This window comes from Mycobacterium sp. ENV421, assembly GCF_002887815.1.
GTDB lineage: Bacteria > Actinomycetota > Actinomycetes > Mycobacteriales > Mycobacteriaceae > Mycobacterium.
Genome location: NZ_PDHO01000055.1, coordinates 1 through 16574, shown reverse-complemented (window position 1 = coordinate 16574; position 16574 = coordinate 1). Strand labels below are relative to the sequence as shown.

Sequence of the window (16574 nt, the reverse complement as noted above, 5' to 3'; positions counted from 1 at the left end):
CTTCGTACTCGGTCTTGATCGCGGAACAGACTTGTGACACCAGTCGATTTCGAGATCGACTGGCAACAACCCGCCCGCACCACCCAACGGATCAAGGTATCCGCGGCCACCGCCGCTCACATCGCCGCCACCGTCGAAAACGCCAACCTCGACGAACAACCCGTGTTAATTGTCGGCGAATACCCCACAGTCAGCTCCGTGCAATCCTGGCTGATCCGCCAAGACAATGGAGAGCCCATTACCGTCAAACTCGGCCGACTCAGCGAAAACGAGATACGCGGACTCGGAATCGGCATGCGCGTACGCATCGACGCGATCATGAAAATCGAAACCACCCCCGGCGGCGCAGTCAAGACAACCTACACCGCCCACACCGTCGACCGCCTCGACGACGAACCAGGCTGACAGCGATGATCGTTATCTGAACTGGGCCTGCTAAGCGGCGACAGGGCGACGCGGGCTTCGCGGTGGGCCGCATTTGAGTTGATGCCGCGGGGGCCTCGAGTAACTCTTGCCAGACGGGGAGAGGGCGCCAGGGCGGGGCTTGCTGAAGGCCGATCAGTGGGTGGTCTGTCGGACCAGACAAGTGGTCGACGACATGACCGGTGCGTTTCGCGGTGAAGGCACGGCCGACGCAGGGGACATGCGCGTAATCGCCGCGATCACCGGCGTGCGAACGCGCACAGTCAGTGCAAGTCGGCGTCACTGGAGCCAACGCTCTCGAGGCAGCAGCGGCTCGTCGAGGCGGCCGTTTGTCTCAAGCATTCGCTCGAACTGGTTCAGGTGACGCAGCATTGCGCTTGATGCGCGGTCGGCGTCGCCGGCAGCCACCGCCCGCGCGATGTTTTGGTGCGCGTGGCGGGTGTCCTCCATGTCTGACTCGCTGAGCGACTCACCGGGGACGTGCCACGACAACTCCTGTTCGAACATCGCGATGACGAGCCGCAAGACCTCGTTGTTGCTGCATACCGCTAGAGCCTCGTGGAACTCCACCGATGGTTCCCACGAACCGTTTCGAGACGTGGCGTCAGCGACCGCGAGCAGCCAGCCGCGCTGCTCGTCGGTGGCCGATCGGGCTGCCAAGGCGGCAATAGAGGGTTCTACGAGTTTGCGGAACTCGTAGAACTTTCCGGTTGTGGTTTCGGCCAGGGTCAACAGGAGCGCAACGGATCTGCTGATCTGCCGCAGGTCGGGACGAGTTACCCGGATGCCACCGCGTGGGCCTCGGCGGATCTCGATCAAACCATCGGATTCGAGCAAGCGCAACGCCTCTCGCACGGTGCCTCGGCTGAAGCCCTCTCCGGAAATCAACTCTGCTTCTGACGCCAGTTGGTCGCCAGGCCGCATCGCGCGGCCGAGGATTTGTGCGCGGAGCCGGTCGGCGAGAATATCTGACGCCTTGGGTACTCTTGGGTGGCTGCGCGCTGCATGCCGTGTCTCAGAGGTGTTTACCGCGTGGTCGATTTCGCCGTTCAATCCCACTCCTAATGCGCTGCTTGACTGACGTGGGGCGAAGGTTCAGCTGCAGCCCGCATACACAGTCCTCGACATAGATGATAATGATCTACACGAGAATCCGCTGAGGCGACTCGCAACTTGTTGCCGGACGTCACCTCACGGGACCGTGAGGAACCGCCACGCCGCCCCGGCCGTGTCGTTTTTGTGGCTATTCGCACGGTCGACCACGGCAGAGCCGCCAAGCAGATGTGGTCCAACTCTACGACAGGTCAGTCGGAACTTTGTCGGCGGGATTCAGGCCGGGCGAGCCCCCGCGGTCACCCTGCATTGTTAGCAATGGGACCGAGTGACCGTTCGAGGACCCCTCGGGGCAAATCGGTCGGCCCTGGAGGGGACGTGGTCGCGGCACCCGACAGCGGAGATCAAGATGCCCGTGAGTTCATCTGAGTCACCGCTGGTGGATGTCGGGGTCTTGCCCAAACTGCTCGTCGGGCGGTGGCAATACTTGGCGTGCAAATGGCCCAACGATTCGGCGGCACCGTTCCGCATGGGCCGAGAGCGTGGTTGCGAAGGCGTCTGAGCGCTCGAGGTCGGCATGTCACGCTGCCAATTGATGCCGTAAGCGATGCATCGAATACTACGTTTGCATCATGGCCGCTGACCGCAACATTGAGGAGTTAGGCATGCTCGATGGCCTTGAGGGCCAAGCCCGCGGCGAGCGTGCCGACCTTATCAGCTGGCTGATTGGAAAAGGCTACCCCCTCGACGAGATTCGTAGGTCGCTGGCTACTCCTCTAATGCTGCCTGCCAACACCATCTTCGGCGATGACGGAACCTATGTGTCTGCACGTGAGGTCTGCGAGTCGACGGGGATCGAATTGGATCTCCTGCAGCGCCTGTACGGTGCTGTGGGGAGGCCGCGGATCGATGATCCCGACGCGGCCGTATTGCTGCGTGCCGACGGAGAAGCGATCGCGCGCGCCAAATTCTTCCTTGACATGGGCGTCGATCCGGATGAAACGGTTGCCGTGATGCGCGTGCTGATCGAGGGACTGGGGTATGCCGCGGCCACGATGCGCGATGCGGCGCTCAACATCCTCTTGCGACCGGGGACGAGTGAGATCGAACTGGCGCAGGCGGTCGAGGAGTTGGCGCGGCGGTCCGCGCCTCAGCTCGGCCCGCTGATTCAAGACCTGCTGTTCATGCAACTTCGCGCATCGTTCGAGGTCGAGGCCGTGACCGCCGCTGAGCGGGCTGCCGGAAGGTTGCCTGGGGCGCACCACGTAACGGTGGCGTTCGCCGATGTCGCTGGCTTTACCCAGCTGGGGGAGGTGCTACCACCCGTGGAGCTTGAACGCGTTGCCAGTCGGCTCGCCGAATTGGCCCAGCATGTGGCGGTCACCCCAGTGCAGCTGGTGAAGTCGGTGGGTGATGCCGTGATGCTGATGTGCTTCGATCCGGCGCCATTGCTGCGGGCGATCCTCGACTTGGCTGATGATGCCCCAGCCGATGGCTTGCCGCCCCTACGGATCGGCGTGTCGTCGGGACTGGCGATAACACGCAGGGGAGACTGGTTTGGCAGTCCCGTCAACGTCGCCAGTCGAGTAACGGCGGCGGCGCGGCCAGCGACGGTCGTGGTCGCCGAGTCCACACGTGAGGCCCTCGGCGACGCGTCGGACTTCAAATGGTCGTCTATGGGCGCGCGGCGGCTCAAAGGTGTGAGCGGCAAAGTAAAGCTCTTCAGGGTCCAACGCGCCCGCCAGGTTGAGTAACTGCCGGGTGGTCGGCGACGAATCCTCGCCGGCCACGAAGCTGCCGGCGCAAACGGCGTCGCGGATCGAACCAGCAACACGACGGCGCCGACTATGGCCTGCTGGCCTTATCGGCTCAAGGGCACCGCTCAGCTGGCTTCATCGGCGGATCGTCGGGTTTCGGAGAAATCAGGATCGCGCTTCTCGACAAAGGCCGCGCGGCCTTCGGCAGCATCCGGCCCGGTTAGGTCGAGGGTGGCCGACAACCATTCGAGTTCGAGGAACCTTTCTAGCGGTACATCGAGCGCGCCGCGAATCATGCCCTTGGTCAAGCGCAACGCCTCTGCAGGGCCGCGGGCCAGGCTTGCGGCGAGGTCGGTGGCGACGGTCAGCGCTGCCCCAGGCTCGGCGAGTTGACTGACCAGACCCGCGCCGGCGGCCTGCGGCGCGGTAAGGCGTTCGCCGCTCAACAGCAGCGCCGTGGCCCGGTGCCGGCCCAGTGCACGGGTCAAGAACCAGGCGGCTCCGCAGTCGGGCACCAAGCCGCGCGCCACGAACGGGGCTGCGAAAACCGCGTCACGGGCCGCCACCACCAGGTCGCAGGCCAATGCAAGACTCCAGCCAGCACCCACTGCGGGCCCCTCGACAGCGGCAAGCACTGGTTTGGGCAACTTGAGCAGCGTGTCGAGCACCCGCTGGCCCACCAGCAACCGCGCCGCGGGCGCGCCGAGGCCCGCTCCGCGGGACGGGGAGGTCTTGACGTCGCCACCGGCGCAAAACGTCCCGCCGGCGCCGGTGAGCACCACCGCGCGACAGTCATCGTCGGCAGCCACCTCATCGATGGCCGCGCCCAGCTGGTGCCAGGTTTGCCAGCCCAGGGAGTTGCGCGCACCCGGTCGGTTGAGGGTGAGGACTGCGACGGCGGGTCGCGGCCGGTCCAAGAGCACCTCGGGTTCGCTCACTTGCTCGTCCTGCCCGCCTCGGCCAGCCCGCTGTGCGGGACGGATGGCACCGGACGTTCGGCGGGGCTTAGCCGCGCGGCGAGCGCTGAACGTGCCCCGGCCACATTATCGGCGCCCCGACCGGCAACCGCGGCGCGATACCAGAGGTGCAGGCGCTGGTCCCAGGTGAAGCCCATACCCCCATGACATTGGATGGCGGCCTCGGCGGCACCGAGGTAGGCCGCCGAGGCCCACAGTCGGCTGGCCAGAACGTCGTACATCGCGTCGTGCGCGCCCGCGGCGACGTTCCAGGCCGCCTGGTAGACGAGTGAACGGGCTCCCTCCACGCCGCCGGCGGCGTCGGCGAGCCGATGCCGGATCGCCTGGAACGCTCCGATCGGCCGCCCGAACTGCGTCCTCGCAGTGCAATACGCGACACTGCGCGCGATCACCTCTGCGCCGCCGCCGACCGCCTCCGCGTCGAGAAACAGGCTGTACAGGAACGCGCAGCGCTCCTCCCGCGCCGAAAGGCCCGGGTCGGTGTACAGCGCCGCTGCGTCCAGACTGGTCCGGTGCAGGCGGACGTCCGCGACGGGCCGGCGCAAGTCAACGCCGGTTGACGCGCCGACTTCGACTCCCGCCTGGTCGCAGTCCACCAGCGCGAGCCCCGGTACGCCATCCAGGTCGACCGGTACCACCACCGACTGAGCGTCGGCGGCGGCGGGAACCCGCGCCAGCACCCCGCTGACGCGCAGCCGGTTTGCTTCACGCACTGCGCCCAGACGTCGGTGCCGCCACCGGGGTGCCGCGTCGCGCCCGGACATATCCGGAACCGGGGGCGACGCGGTGATGACGCTGCCGGTGCGCAGGCGTTCAAGCAGCGCACTCATGCCGGTGCCGGTGGCCAGCGGTATGAGATAGCCGGCGACCACGTCAACGGGTCCGGGCACCGGGACCGCTCCGAACGCTTCGGCCACGTGCACGGCGCCGACCCAGTCCGCTGGTGCACTGGTTTCTGCGGTTGTCATTCCGAAGTGCTCCAGCCAGCCGGCCGATACCAACTCCTGCCACGCAGTGACCCGGGCGCCCCGGGCGGGTTCCCCGATCAAATCGGGCATCCGCGCCTCGAGAAACTCCCGCAGCGTGGTCTGCAGCGTTGCCTGTTCGTCATCGATCCGGTAGTCCATTGCGCCCTCTCTCACCGGCGGTCGCTCGGAAGGCCGAGCGCCTTCGCGATCAGGTTGCGCTGGATCTCGGTCGTGCCGCCGTAGATCGTTTCAGCGCGGGCAAACAACAACGATCGAGTCCATTCCGACCACCCGGCCCCGGCCCCGATCACTTCCGGCCCGGCCGCCTCCAGCAGGGTGGCCAGCTGCTTCTGGTGGCTTTCGCTCCACAGAACCTTCGCGATCGGTGCGAGCATCCCGGGCTCGGCGCCATCGGCATCGAGCGCGAACACCCGGCGCACGGTGCTGTCCACCACCCGGGTGCGCACGAACGCATCGACCAGGGCATTCTCGGCGCACGCGTCGCGATAGCCATCGCCTAGCGCGCTGAGCATCCGCGTCAGCTCACGCGTCAGCTGCAGCGACCGCTGGGCCAGGGCGCTGGAGCGTTCCCGAGCCAAGGCGTAGGTGGCGACCTGCCACCCGCCGCCGATCCCGCCGACCACGTCGGTGGCGTCCACGACCACATCGTCGAAGAACACCTCGCAGAATTCGCTGCTGCCCGTTAGATTGCGCAGCGGGCGCACGGTGATGCCGGGGCGGTCCATGTGCACCACGACCAACGTCGTGCCGGGCGAGTCGGCAACCTTGACCAGCGCGTAACACCTTTGAGCGGACATTGCAAAAGACGTCCACACCTTCTGGCCCGACACGAGCAATTGGTCTCCGTCGAGAACCGCCCGGGTGGACAACGACGCCAGGTCGCTGCCGGCTTGGGGCTCGGAGAACCCCTGACACCAGATGTCGTCGTGGGACAGCATCGGCCGCAAGTACTGTTTTCGCTGCTCGTCGGTGCCGAATCGCATCAGCGCCGGGGCGAAGATGCCCATGCCGTTGGTGTTCATCGGCTCCGGCGCGCCCGTCTCGACCAGCGTTTCGGCGAAAGCCAGCTGCGCGTCTACCCCCAGCTCGCGGCCGCCGTACTCCAGGGGCCAATGTGGGGCAAGCCATCGGGCCTCGAATAGGCGCCGACCCCACTCCCGGCGCATCGCGACGTAGGACTCGTCGTCCCCGGTTCCGACAGGGATGTCACGCCACTGCGGCGGCAGGTTCGCCGAAATCCAGTTTTTGAGCCCGGCTTGGTAGTGCTCGGCGCTTGCGCTCAGCCCCAGATTCACGACTCAGCACCTTCGCTGGCTCGTGCGCACGCCGGTGACCTCGCCGGCGATCATGTTGCGCAGGATCTCGGTGGTGCCCCCGCCGATGCCCATTCCGCGTACGTCGCGGAAATAGCGTTCCACCGGGTAGCGGGTGAGGTAGCCCTTGTGACCCAGCAGCTGGATGGCCTCATTGCACACCCGCACCGCGGTCTCGTTGGCGTACAGCTTGGCCATCGCGGTCTCGCGGATGCCCGGGAAGCCGCCGACATCGGTGCGCGTTGCGCGCCACAACAGCAACCGCGCGGCATCCAATTCGGTTGCCATATCGGCGATCTTCCATTGGATACCCTGAAAGTCCAGTATCGGGCGGCCGAACTGTTCACGGTCCTTGGTGTATTCGACGGCGTCCTCCAGTGCGGCGCGCGCGACTCCGATGGACATCGCGGCGTTCCCGCACCGCTCGGGATTGAACTGGCGAATCAAGAACGACGCGCCTTCCTTTGAGCCGGGCCGCGGTTCGAGGATCACCTGATCGCGCCGGACGGGGGCGTCAGTGAACCGCAGCACCCCCTCCGCCACGCCTCGACCGCCCATCTTTTCCTCGGTCTCGATCGGCCCCAAGCCCTCGACGTCGGCGTCCACCAGCACCGCGCCGATCCCGTCGGGACCGGTCGTTCCGGACGCACGGCAGAACACCAGGAAGGTATGGGCCTGCAGTGCGCTGGTGATGTGGCACTTGGTGCCGGTCAGCCGAAAGTCGTCGCCGTCAGGGCTCAGGGTCGTGGCCAGCGCGGTGCCGTCGGATCCGGCCTGCGGCTCGGTCATCGCGACGGCGAACCGTCGAGTGCCTTCGACCACGTCGGGCAGATACTGCTTGCGCTGCTGTTCGCTACCCACCCGGGCGATCACCCGCGGGGGTCCGTTGAGCTGCATCTGAATTGTCAGAGCGCTGGCCATGCACCCCACGGCCAGCTCCTCCAGAACCAGACAGGCCTCGAATACACCCCAACCACGACCGCCGTACTCGGTCGGCACGGTGAGCCCGGTGAAGCCGTTCTCGCGCAGAATCTCATAGGAGCGCTCGGGGAATTCCTGGCGGCGGTCCCACTCAGCGGCATGCGGCCGAAGCTCGGTGCGCGCGATGACGCGGGCGCGCTCGACGAGCTCCTGTTGGGCGTCAGTGAGCTGATCGAGGGGTGGGGTGGTCACTGGCGTGTCCTTTCGTCCGCGGAGCAGGTGGCGTCAACGTCGGCGCAACAGAAGGGCCCGATGCGTCCGAGGTACCACCGTCCACCATCATAAAGTATAACGATTATCAGGTAAATGCTCGCAGACTCGACGCCCGTGTGGAGGGAGCTCGTCACCGCGACGAGCGGCAGGTGCAAGTGTCACGGAGTCGCCGACAGCGGTCGACCGGGCCGCGCTGGTCTGCAGTCGGTCAGCGCTGACCCGGCAAGCGCCGACGGCGGTGGCAGGTCCGACTCATCCCGAGCCGGCGTGGCTCGCGGCAGCCAGCGCGGTCTGTCCCTCCTTTGCCTCCGACAGGTCGGCGATATCCGCCCATCTGGCGGCGAGTTGGTCATCGGAGGGCGGGGAGGGGAAGTCCACGCCGCGCGATTCGACGATCCGCACGCGGCTGAAATGGCGACCGTAAACCCGCACGATCTCGGCTGTCAGATCGCATTCCTCGGCGCACAACCACCCGACGGCGGCCGATACCCAGGCGGGGTCGAGGTCGGTGGCATCGTCGAGCAGGCCGGCGGTCATCCGGGTCAGCGCGACCGGGGCGATAGCGTTGACCCGAATCCCATAGCGGGCACCCTCGAGTGCCAGCGTGTGCATCAGCCCGACCACACCCAGCTTGGCGGCGGCGTAGTTGGCCTGTCCGAAATTGCCGAACAAGCCAGCGCCGGAAGTGGTTACGACGACCCTGCCGTAGCGTTGCTCGCGCAAATGAGGCCAAGCCGCCCGCGTCATCAACACGGTTCCGTCCAGGTGCACCTGGCGGACGGCCTCCCACTGTTTCACCGTCATCTTGTGAAACGTCGCATCCCGCAGGATACCCGCGTTGTTGACAACGATGTCCAACCGGCCGAAGGCCTGCAGCGCTGACTCGACCACCGCCCGTGCGCCGGCCTCGGAAGCGATGTCGTGGTCATCGGGCACAGCGACACCGCCAGCGGCCCGGATCTCCGCCACGACGTCCTGCGCCGCCGTAGCGTTCTCGCCACCGCCTTCTTTCCTCACCCCGAGGTCGTTGACGACGACCAGACCACCTCCGGCCGCCAGCCGTAGGGCGTGGCTGCGACCGAGGCCACCACCCGCCCCGGTCACGATTGCCACCCTTCCGTCCACTCCAGCCATGTGTCCGCCCTCTGCCGTCAATCCGTGTCTTCGGTTCTATTTCACTTCGTAGCTCACCTGGCAACCCGCTCTTGCCAGGCGGTCGCGCCTGGGCGTGTGTAGGCCCGGGAAGTCAAGCCCCTACGCATGACGTAGGATAATCATTACCCTATGTCCATGTTTGTTGGCGACACGCCACGCGGGGTGCTCGACGCTGGGCTTCGGCCCCGCCCGTTTCCAGACGACACCGCCAGCCTGCTACCGGGCCCCCTGACAGCTACCCGGACCGGACTCACACCGGCAAGCGACGACGAGCTTACGAATCAGTCGTCAACCACTCACATGATCAAACACAACCTTTCCAACTGGACGCACAAGGAGACGCTGATGACCGCCTTGGACCTGCAAAAGAACCTCGTGACACGCCTCAATGTCGGCGACATGCTCACCCGCACCGCGTGGCGGCGCCCCGAGCACGAAGCCGTGGTCGACGGCGAGCGCCGGCTCACCTATCGTGCGCTGAACGCGGCGGTGAACCGGCTGGCCAACGCGCTGTTGACCGCGGGCTACCAGCGGGGCGACGCGCTCGCACTGGCCTGCGGCAACAGCATCGAGTTCCTTCTCACCTATTACGCGTGCGCCAAGACCGGAGTGGTGTGTGTCCCGATCAACCTCGCTTGGGGGGCGTCTGAGACGGCCTACGTGCTTGAGCACTCCCGCGCCCGGGGGGTGGTTGTGGAGAGCCAGCTGACCGAACTCGTCGAGGCTGCGTTAGACGGCCTCGAACAGCGCAAGGCGACCGATGTGATCGTCGCACCCGGCACCGGCACACAATGGGAATCCGCCGGTCGGCATTCATGGCGGGCGCTGAGCGAGTTCGTCGGCGACGCCAGTCCCGCCGAACCGGAATGCTTCGTCGATGACCGTGACGCGCTCAGCTACCTCTACACCAGCGGAACGACGTCGGCGCCGAAGGGGGTGGTGAGCAGCCATCTCGCGATCTACATCGAGTCACTCACGGCCCCCCTGGTGTTGCGGTTCAGCGAGGATGACCGCTCAGCGGTCATGATGCCGCTGTTCCACACCGCCCAGCTCAACGGGTTCACCACGGGGCTGATCTACGTCGGCGGCACCGCGGTGTTGATACGTGCGTTCGACCCAGCCGCCCTGCTGGCGACCATCGAGGGCGAGCGGATTACCGAGATCTTCGGGCTGCCGATGATGTATCGGGCGATGATGGACCACCCCGACATTGCCGAGCATGACTTGTCGAGCCTGCGCCTGGCGTTGTATGCGATGGCACCGATGCCCGACACCGACCTGCGTAGGGCCATGGAGGTGTTCGGCTGCCAGTTCGCGCTCGGTTTCGGCCAAACCGAGATGAACCCGCTGACGACCGTCTTTCCGCCTGAGTACCAGCTCTCACATCCCGGCTCGGTCGGCCTGCCGGTTCCCAATGTCCAGGTGGGGATCATGGACGACGCCGGCAATCTACTCCCCGCCGGTGAGGCCGGCGAAATCGTCTATCGCGGCCCACACGCGATGGAAGGGTACCTGCGCAACCCCGAGGCCACTGCGGAAGCATTCGCGCAGGGTTGGTTCCATTCCGGCGACATCGGACGCTTCGACGCCGACGGACTGCTGTGGTTCGCCGACCGCAAGAAAGACGTGATCAAGACCGGCGGCGAGAACGTGGCCTCGATCGAGGTCGAAAAGGCGCTCTACGAAGGGGAACCCCGAATCCACGAAGTGGTCGTCGTCGGACTGCCGCACCAGCGATGGACCGAGGCGATCGCAGCGATCATCACCCCCAAACCAGGCGCCGACCTCACCGAGGACGACGTGCTGGCTGCGGCGCGCGACCGGCTGTCGGGGTTCAAGGTCCCCAAAGCGGTGATCTTCACCGACAAAATGCCGCGCACCGCGACGGGCAAGGTGCAAAAGAATGTGCTGCGCGACCAGTACCGAGGATATTTTCAGACCTGACTATCAGTCGCTCGGTCTCGGGCCACGTCGAAGACAACGTCGGCAGCGGGCCCCCTGGTGACGCCGCCTGTCAGAAACTTGCGCCCCGATGTTAATCGTCGCTAACGTATGATCGCTGAGTGCACACCGACTCCGCAGTGAACGCCATTTCGGTTGCGCCGCACCCGTCGTTCACTGGTGCGGATACCGTCACAGTGAGCGTATGCGGAACGGAAAGGAGTAGGTGGGATGGAGCTTTGCGAGAGCGAGGAACGGCGGGACTTGCGGGCTGCGGTGGCGGCGATTGCGCGGTCATATGGCCACGAGTACTACCTGAGCAAGTCGTTGGCCGGCGAGAAGTCCACCGAGCTGTGGCAAGAGATTGGTAAGCAGGGTTTTTTGGGGGTTAACATCGCCGAGGAGTACGGCGGTGGGGGAGGCGGCATCTATGAGTTGCATGCCGTGGGTGAGGAGTTGGCCGCCGCCGGCTGTCCGTTGCTGATGACGGTGGTGTCGCCGGCGATCTGCGGCACGATCATCCAGGCGTTTGGCAGCGAGGACCAGAAACAACGGTGGCTGCCTGGGATCGCCAGTGGCGAGATGATCATGGCGTTTGCGATCACCGAACCCGATGCGGGTTCGAACTCGCACAACATCGCCACGACGGCGACGCGAGACGGCGACGAGTGGGTGCTGCGCGGAACCAAGTACTACATTTCCGGGGTCGACGAGGCGCAGGCGGTCCTGGTGGTGACCCGGACCGGCACCGACGAGCCGCGCCGCGGGCGACTCTCGCTGATGGTGGTGCCCACCGACGCCGCTGGCCTGCAGAAGACCCTCATCCCGGTGCAAGCGGTCACCCCCGAGAAGCAGTTCACCTTGTTTTTCGACGACGTGCGGGTGCCCGCCGACAGCCTTGTCGGCGCGCAGGACGACGGCCTTCGGCAGGTGTTCATGGGGTTGAACCCGGAGCGGATCATGGGTGCGGCGCTGGGCACCGGCATCGGCCGCTACGCCTTGGACAAAGCGTGCGCCTACGCGCGCGAACGCCGGGTCTGGGACTCTCCGATCGGGGCGCATCAGGGGGTAGCACATCCGCTGGCGCACGCCAAGATCCAGGTCGAACTCGCGCGGTTGATGACCCAGCGGGCGGCCGAGCTGCACGACGCCGGCGAGGGCGGTGCGGGGGGGGCCGCCAACATGGCGAAGTACGCGGCCGCGGAGGCGGGGATCTTGGCGCTGGATCAGGCGATCCAGACTCACGGAGGCAACGGGATGGCCACCGAGTATGGGCTGGCGACGCTGTGGGGTCCGGCGCGGCTGATGCGCACCGCGCCGATCAGCCGGGAGATGATCCTCAATTTCGTTGCCCAGCACAGCCTGGGCCTGCCCAAGTCCTACTGACGGCGGGGGCCCCGGCGGGTGTCAAGTTCTGGGTGTGCACACACGGTGCCCGGTGTTGGGCGAGGGCCCGATGACGTTGGACAGGCTGCTTGTACGGGCTGGCGACGTATTGGTTTCTGGACGGCTGCGAGGTGGTCATGAGTGCGTGTGCCCTTGGCGGCCGTCCTGCCATCGCGGCGGTCGAGGAACTGCGCCCGGGGCGATATCCCGACGAGGACTCGGCGGGCATGCCGGAATTGGTGTTGCGCCGGTTTTTGGACCGCGCCGGGTTCGGGCCCGCCGATATCGACGGTCTGCTGGTGTGCCCGGCGGGCATGGCCACCGGCAGCGGCGCCGACATCTTCGTCCACGAGCGGCTCAACGACGCGCTGGGGATCCGTCCGAGGTTCTGTGAGACGGTCAACGTCGGTGGTGCCACCTACACGATCATGTTGTCGCGCGCCGCGGTGGCGATCAGCGCGGGTCTGGCGGACGCGGTGTTGTGCGTGGGTGCGGGCAAGTTCCCCAAAGTAGGTGAGGGCGGCGCGGATGCGATGGCGCGAATGATCAGCCACCCCGATTTCGAGTATCCGTATGGCAGCTTCATTCCGGCGCTCTACGCGCTGGCGGCCACCCGGCACATGGCAGAGCGTGGCACAACACGGGAAGCCCTGGCAGCCGTCGCGGTGTCCAGCCGCGAGTGGGCGTTGCGGCACCCCGATGCCCTGATGCGTGACGGCGGCCCACTGAGCATCGAGATGGTGCTGGACTCACGCCCGATCGCATGGCCGTTCAACTTGCTGGACTGCTCGGTGCCGTGCGAGGGAGGCGCGGCGTTCCTGGTCACCCGCGGCGAGCGGGCACGCGAACTCACCGAACAACCCGCCTATCTGCTCGACTTCGGGGAGTTTCACGACCACGGCAACATCAGCCACGCCAGCGACTTCGCCACCATGGGCGCCGGCGTTTCCGCGCACGCCGCGTTCGACATGGCGGGCCTCGCTCCGTCCGATGTGGATCTCGCCGAGCTCTACGACGCGTTCACCATCAACTCGATCCTGCTGGTGGAGGAGACCGGGTTGGTCGAGCCGGGCAAAGGCGGCCAGTTCTTCCTGGACGGCCGCGGCGCACCCGGCGGGGACCTGCCGGTCAACACCTACGGCGGGTTGCTGTCGTTCGGGCACACCGGCGACGCGTCGGGGATGTCGATGCTCGTCGAAGCCGCGCGGCAAGTGATGGGACAGGCCACCGAGCGCCAACTGGATGCCGATATCGCGCTGGTGCACACCTACGGCGGCATGATGGCCGACCACTCAACCGTTCTGCTGGGAAGGACACCATGACAGCCCCACCGGTTCCCACCGTGACCGCCAGCACCGCGCGCTACTGGCAGGAAGCGGCCGCGGGCCGGTTCGTGCTGCCACGCTGCCGCGCCTGCGGACGGTTTCACCACCATCCCCGCCGTTGGTGCCCGTACTGCTGGGCAACCGGGCTGGACTGGGAACAACCCTCAGGGCGCGGCACGGTGCTCACCTACACCGTGGTGCACCAACCGCCGTCGCCGGCCTTCGCGGCGCCCTATGTGCTGGCCATCATCGAACTGTTCGAGGGTCCGCAGATGATGGCCAACGTGATCGACTGTTCACCGCAGGAGGTTGAGATTGGCACACCGGTCGAGGTCACCTTCGAACCGCGGGGCCAGCTCGCGATTCCGCAGTTCCGCCCGATCCGGGCCACGAGTTGATGGGCGCCGACGCGCTCAGCTGTGAGGCATACTGCCGGTCACCGTGTGGCTGTTTGGGCATGTCGCCAGCCATGGCTGACCGCCGACAGGGCTTCGACACCCTCGCGCGTGCTGCCGCCGGCACAATCGCGAACGTGCGCGCATACCGATCGGCGGTGACCTCCGTTACGGTCGATGGCGTGTGGCGTTAATGGCTGATAACGTGCTGTTGGTGCGCTCTGTTGCCCGATCGGCATCGGCGGCCGATCCGGATCGACATCTGTCGGTCTTCTTGGCTCCCACCCGGTTCATCGACTCCGCCCATCCCTGCGTGATTGCTTTCGCGCGCGCCGCCGTTCGTGGATCTGAGTCCGACACGGCTCGCGCCGCGCAGCTGTTCAGCGCCGTGCGGGACCGTATCCGATACAACCCGTACACGATCCGCGCTGACGAACAGAGTTTTCGCGCGAGCGAAGTCACACAAGCAACGGACAGTTGGTGCGTGCCGAAGGCGGTGTTGCTGACGGCCGCGGCCCGCGCGGTGGGCATCCCTGCGCGACTGGGCTTCGCCGACGTGCGAAACCATTTGTCGACTCCAAAGCTGCGCGAAGTGATGGGTACCGATCTGTTCGTCTACCACGGATACACCGAGATGTACCTGAATGAGTGCTGGGTGAAGGCATCCCCGGCGTTCAACAGCGAGCTCTGCGCCCGTTTCGGTGTGCCGCCGTTGGAATTCGATGGCAGGACAGACGCGCTACTGCATGCATACGACGGTCGGGGTCGGCGCCACATGGAGTACGTGAATGACCGTGGCTGGTACACCGACGTGCCGTTCGACGAAATGATGACCGCGTTTCGAGAAACCTACCGATGGGATCGCATGCCCACCGCGGTGTCGGACACGGGCTTTCAAAACCCTCAATAGGGTTTCCCGAACCCTCAGTTTCGGTAGCGTCTCGCTGGACGACACCGGCATTCACGTTCCTTCTGCCCACCGCGGCGCTGGACGCGCGTTCGCGTATCCGCATCGGCTCGCTGCTATACCGGGGCCGGGCTCGGGGTCGCCCGCTTGCGCCTGAACTGCTGGTAGAGCGCACTCTCTTCGTGTTCCCGTGCAGGATGCGGACAGACCCACACGATTCCGGCGGGGAAGCTGAGCTGGCTTGGCTGTTCGAGATTGGGTTGCCACGAGATTCGGCGGTGGAACGGTGTCGAAAGACGCCGGCAGCAGGTCGACGTCGACGACATCGATCTTCCCAGCAGTTTTGGCGCAGGAGCTGAGCCCATTGGCGTCGAACCGTCAGCGTCATCGTCGGCAACTCATGTCGCACCGGCGGCCCTCCACCGGGACATGTCAACGCAGTTTTTCGTAGAGGGTGACGACCGCGGCGCCGCCGAGACCGATGTTGTGTTGCAGCGCGAGGTTGACGTCGTCCACCTGGCGGTCCGCGGCCTGACCTCGCAGCTGCCACACCAGTTCGGCGCACTGGGCCAGGCCCGTCGCTCCCAGGGGATGCCCTTTGGCAAGCAGCCCGCCGGAGGGGTTGGTCACCACCTGCCCGCCGTAGGTGTTGTCGTCGTCGGCGATGAACCTTTCCGCGGTGCCCTCCGGGGTGAGTCCGAGCGCCTCGTAGGTCAGCAGTTCGTTGGCGGTGAAGCAGTCGTGCAACTCGACCACCCGGATATCCTTCGGGTCGACGCCGGCGTGTTCGTAGACCTGCCGTGCCGCCGACTGCGCCATGTCATAGCCCACCAGCTTGGTCATGTCGGCGTCGGCGAAGCTGCTGTCGGTGTCGGTGGTCAACGCCTGCGCGGCGATGGCCACGGTGGTGTCCAGGCCGCGGTGGCGGGCGAACTCCTCGCTGCACAGGATCGCGGCCGCCGCCCCGCACGTGGGCGGGCAACACTGCAACCGGGTCAACGGGCCGTAGATGTGCGGGGAGGCCAGCACCTCGTCCACGGTCAGCGGATCACGAAACACCGCATAGGGGTTGTTCGCCGCGTGCCGGCGCGCCTTCACCGTGATTTTGGCGAAGGTCTCGGGGCGGGTTGCGAACCGGTCGGCGTACTGGGCGCCGGCACCGCCGAACCACTGTGCTGGCATGGGTACACCGTCGGGGCAGTCTTGGGCCTTGCTGGCGGCTTCGGCGAACCGTCCGAATGGTGTCGGCCGGTCATCCCAGTGCGATTTGAGCGCGCCGCGTTGCATCTGCTCGAACCCGAACGCGAGCACGCAGTCGGCGCCACCACCGGCTATCGCCTGGCGGGCCAGCCACAGCGCCGACGAACCGGTGGAGCAGTAGTTGTTGTTCACGTTGACCACCGGCACCCCGGTCATGCCGACTCGATACAGCGCGTTTTGTCCACACGTGGAATCGCCGTAGACGTAACCGGCATAGGCCTGCTGCACGTCGCCGAGCTCCACACCGGCGTCGGCCAGCGCCGCTTTGACCGCGCCTTCGGCCATCACGTCATAGGGATCACTCTTGCTCGGGGTGGCGAACGGCACCATTCCCACCCCCACCACAAAGCTCCGCGCTGTCATCGGCCCTCCAGTCCTCAGTTCTCACGGTGATGTCACGAAAACATTCACTCGTCGGCTAACGCCCCCACTGGCTCGTCGAGCTAGGGCGTGTCCGATAAATGTGGCAGCCAGACGGTGATGGCACGTAGGACTGCTG

Annotated in this window: 14 protein-coding genes; 7 read left to right on the top strand and 7 right to left on the bottom strand. The window is 66.1% G+C overall.

What is annotated here, in order from left to right; all coding sequences use genetic code 11:
- Positions 1 to 33: 33 nt before the first annotated feature.
- Positions 34 to 405 carry a hypothetical protein gene (locus CRM90_RS28260; RefSeq protein WP_102810190.1) on the top strand — a complete coding sequence of 124 codons (372 nt, stop codon included), beginning with the start codon at positions 34 to 36 and terminating at the stop codon, positions 403 to 405.
- Between the two features lie 297 nt (positions 406 to 702).
- Here CRM90_RS28260 and CRM90_RS28255 read toward each other — a convergent pair whose 3' ends face one another.
- The gene (locus CRM90_RS28255; protein ID WP_142391477.1) at positions 703 to 1476 is read right to left on the bottom strand and encodes a FadR/GntR family transcriptional regulator; all 774 of its coding nucleotides are present in this window, start codon (positions 1474 to 1476) and stop codon (positions 703 to 705) included.
- Positions 1477 to 2108: 632 nt separating this feature from the next.
- On the opposite strand from CRM90_RS28255, the gene CRM90_RS28250 reads away from it, so the two are divergent.
- Positions 2109 to 3230, top strand: coding sequence for an adenylate/guanylate cyclase domain-containing protein (locus tag CRM90_RS28250; RefSeq protein WP_102810188.1), 1122 nt, complete (start codon positions 2109 to 2111; stop codon positions 3228 to 3230).
- A gap of 128 nt (positions 3231 to 3358) precedes the next feature.
- Here CRM90_RS28250 and CRM90_RS28245 read toward each other — a convergent pair whose 3' ends face one another.
- From CRM90_RS28245 to CRM90_RS28220, 5 genes are all read right to left on the bottom strand, one after another.
- On the bottom strand, positions 3359 to 4171 hold the full coding sequence (locus tag CRM90_RS28245; protein WP_158249082.1) for an enoyl-CoA hydratase/isomerase family protein: 813 nt from the start codon (positions 4169 to 4171) through the stop codon (positions 3359 to 3361).
- Positions 4168 to 5337 carry an acyl-CoA dehydrogenase family protein gene (locus tag CRM90_RS28240; RefSeq protein ID WP_102810186.1) on the bottom strand — a complete coding sequence of 390 codons (1170 nt, stop codon included), beginning with the start codon at positions 5335 to 5337 and terminating at the stop codon, positions 4168 to 4170. The genes CRM90_RS28245 and CRM90_RS28240 overlap by 4 nt, the downstream gene beginning before the upstream one ends.
- Positions 5338 to 5348: 11 nt before the next feature.
- Positions 5349 to 6494, bottom strand: coding sequence for an acyl-CoA dehydrogenase family protein (locus tag CRM90_RS28235; protein WP_102810185.1), 1146 nt, complete (start codon positions 6492 to 6494; stop codon positions 5349 to 5351).
- A gap of 3 nt (positions 6495 to 6497) precedes the next feature.
- Positions 6498 to 7685: an acyl-CoA dehydrogenase family protein gene (locus CRM90_RS28230; protein ID WP_102810184.1), complete on the bottom strand. Its 1188-nt coding sequence runs from the start codon at positions 7683 to 7685 to the stop codon at positions 6498 to 6500.
- A gap of 273 nt (positions 7686 to 7958) precedes the next feature.
- Positions 7959 to 8840 carry an SDR family NAD(P)-dependent oxidoreductase gene (locus CRM90_RS28220; protein WP_102810182.1) on the bottom strand — a complete coding sequence of 294 codons (882 nt, stop codon included), beginning with the start codon at positions 8838 to 8840 and terminating at the stop codon, positions 7959 to 7961.
- A gap of 366 nt (positions 8841 to 9206) precedes the next feature.
- Between CRM90_RS28220 and CRM90_RS28215 the strand changes: the two genes are divergently transcribed.
- The 5 genes from CRM90_RS28215 to CRM90_RS28195 all read left to right on the top strand — a co-directional run bounded on the left by CRM90_RS28215 (position 9207) and on the right by CRM90_RS28195 (position 14818).
- Entirely contained in the window at positions 9207 to 10805 is a 1599-nt protein-coding gene (locus CRM90_RS28215; RefSeq protein WP_102810192.1) for a long-chain-fatty-acid--CoA ligase, read from the top strand.
- A gap of 228 nt (positions 10806 to 11033) precedes the next feature.
- Positions 11034 to 12188 (top strand): acyl-CoA dehydrogenase family protein, encoded by a 1155-nt coding sequence (locus tag CRM90_RS28210; RefSeq protein WP_102810181.1) that lies wholly within the window; start codon positions 11034 to 11036, stop codon positions 12186 to 12188.
- Positions 12189 to 12325: 137 nt separating this feature from the next.
- Positions 12326 to 13510, top strand: a complete 1185-nt coding sequence (locus CRM90_RS28205) for a thiolase family protein (RefSeq protein WP_102810191.1) — start codon at positions 12326 to 12328, stop codon at positions 13508 to 13510.
- Positions 13507 to 13911, top strand: coding sequence for a Zn-ribbon domain-containing OB-fold protein (locus CRM90_RS28200; RefSeq protein WP_102810180.1), 405 nt, complete (start codon positions 13507 to 13509; stop codon positions 13909 to 13911). The genes CRM90_RS28205 and CRM90_RS28200 overlap by 4 nt, the downstream gene beginning before the upstream one ends.
- A 190-nt stretch (positions 13912 to 14101) precedes the next feature.
- A complete protein-coding gene (locus CRM90_RS28195) occupies positions 14102 to 14818 on the top strand; it encodes a transglutaminase-like domain-containing protein (protein WP_102810179.1) in 717 nt (238 codons plus the stop codon).
- A gap of 429 nt (positions 14819 to 15247) precedes the next feature.
- On the opposite strand, the gene CRM90_RS28190 is transcribed toward CRM90_RS28195, so the two are convergent.
- A complete protein-coding gene (locus CRM90_RS28190; protein WP_102810178.1) occupies positions 15248 to 16438 on the bottom strand; it encodes a lipid-transfer protein in 1191 nt (396 codons plus the stop codon).
- Positions 16439 to 16574 lie beyond the last annotated feature (136 nt).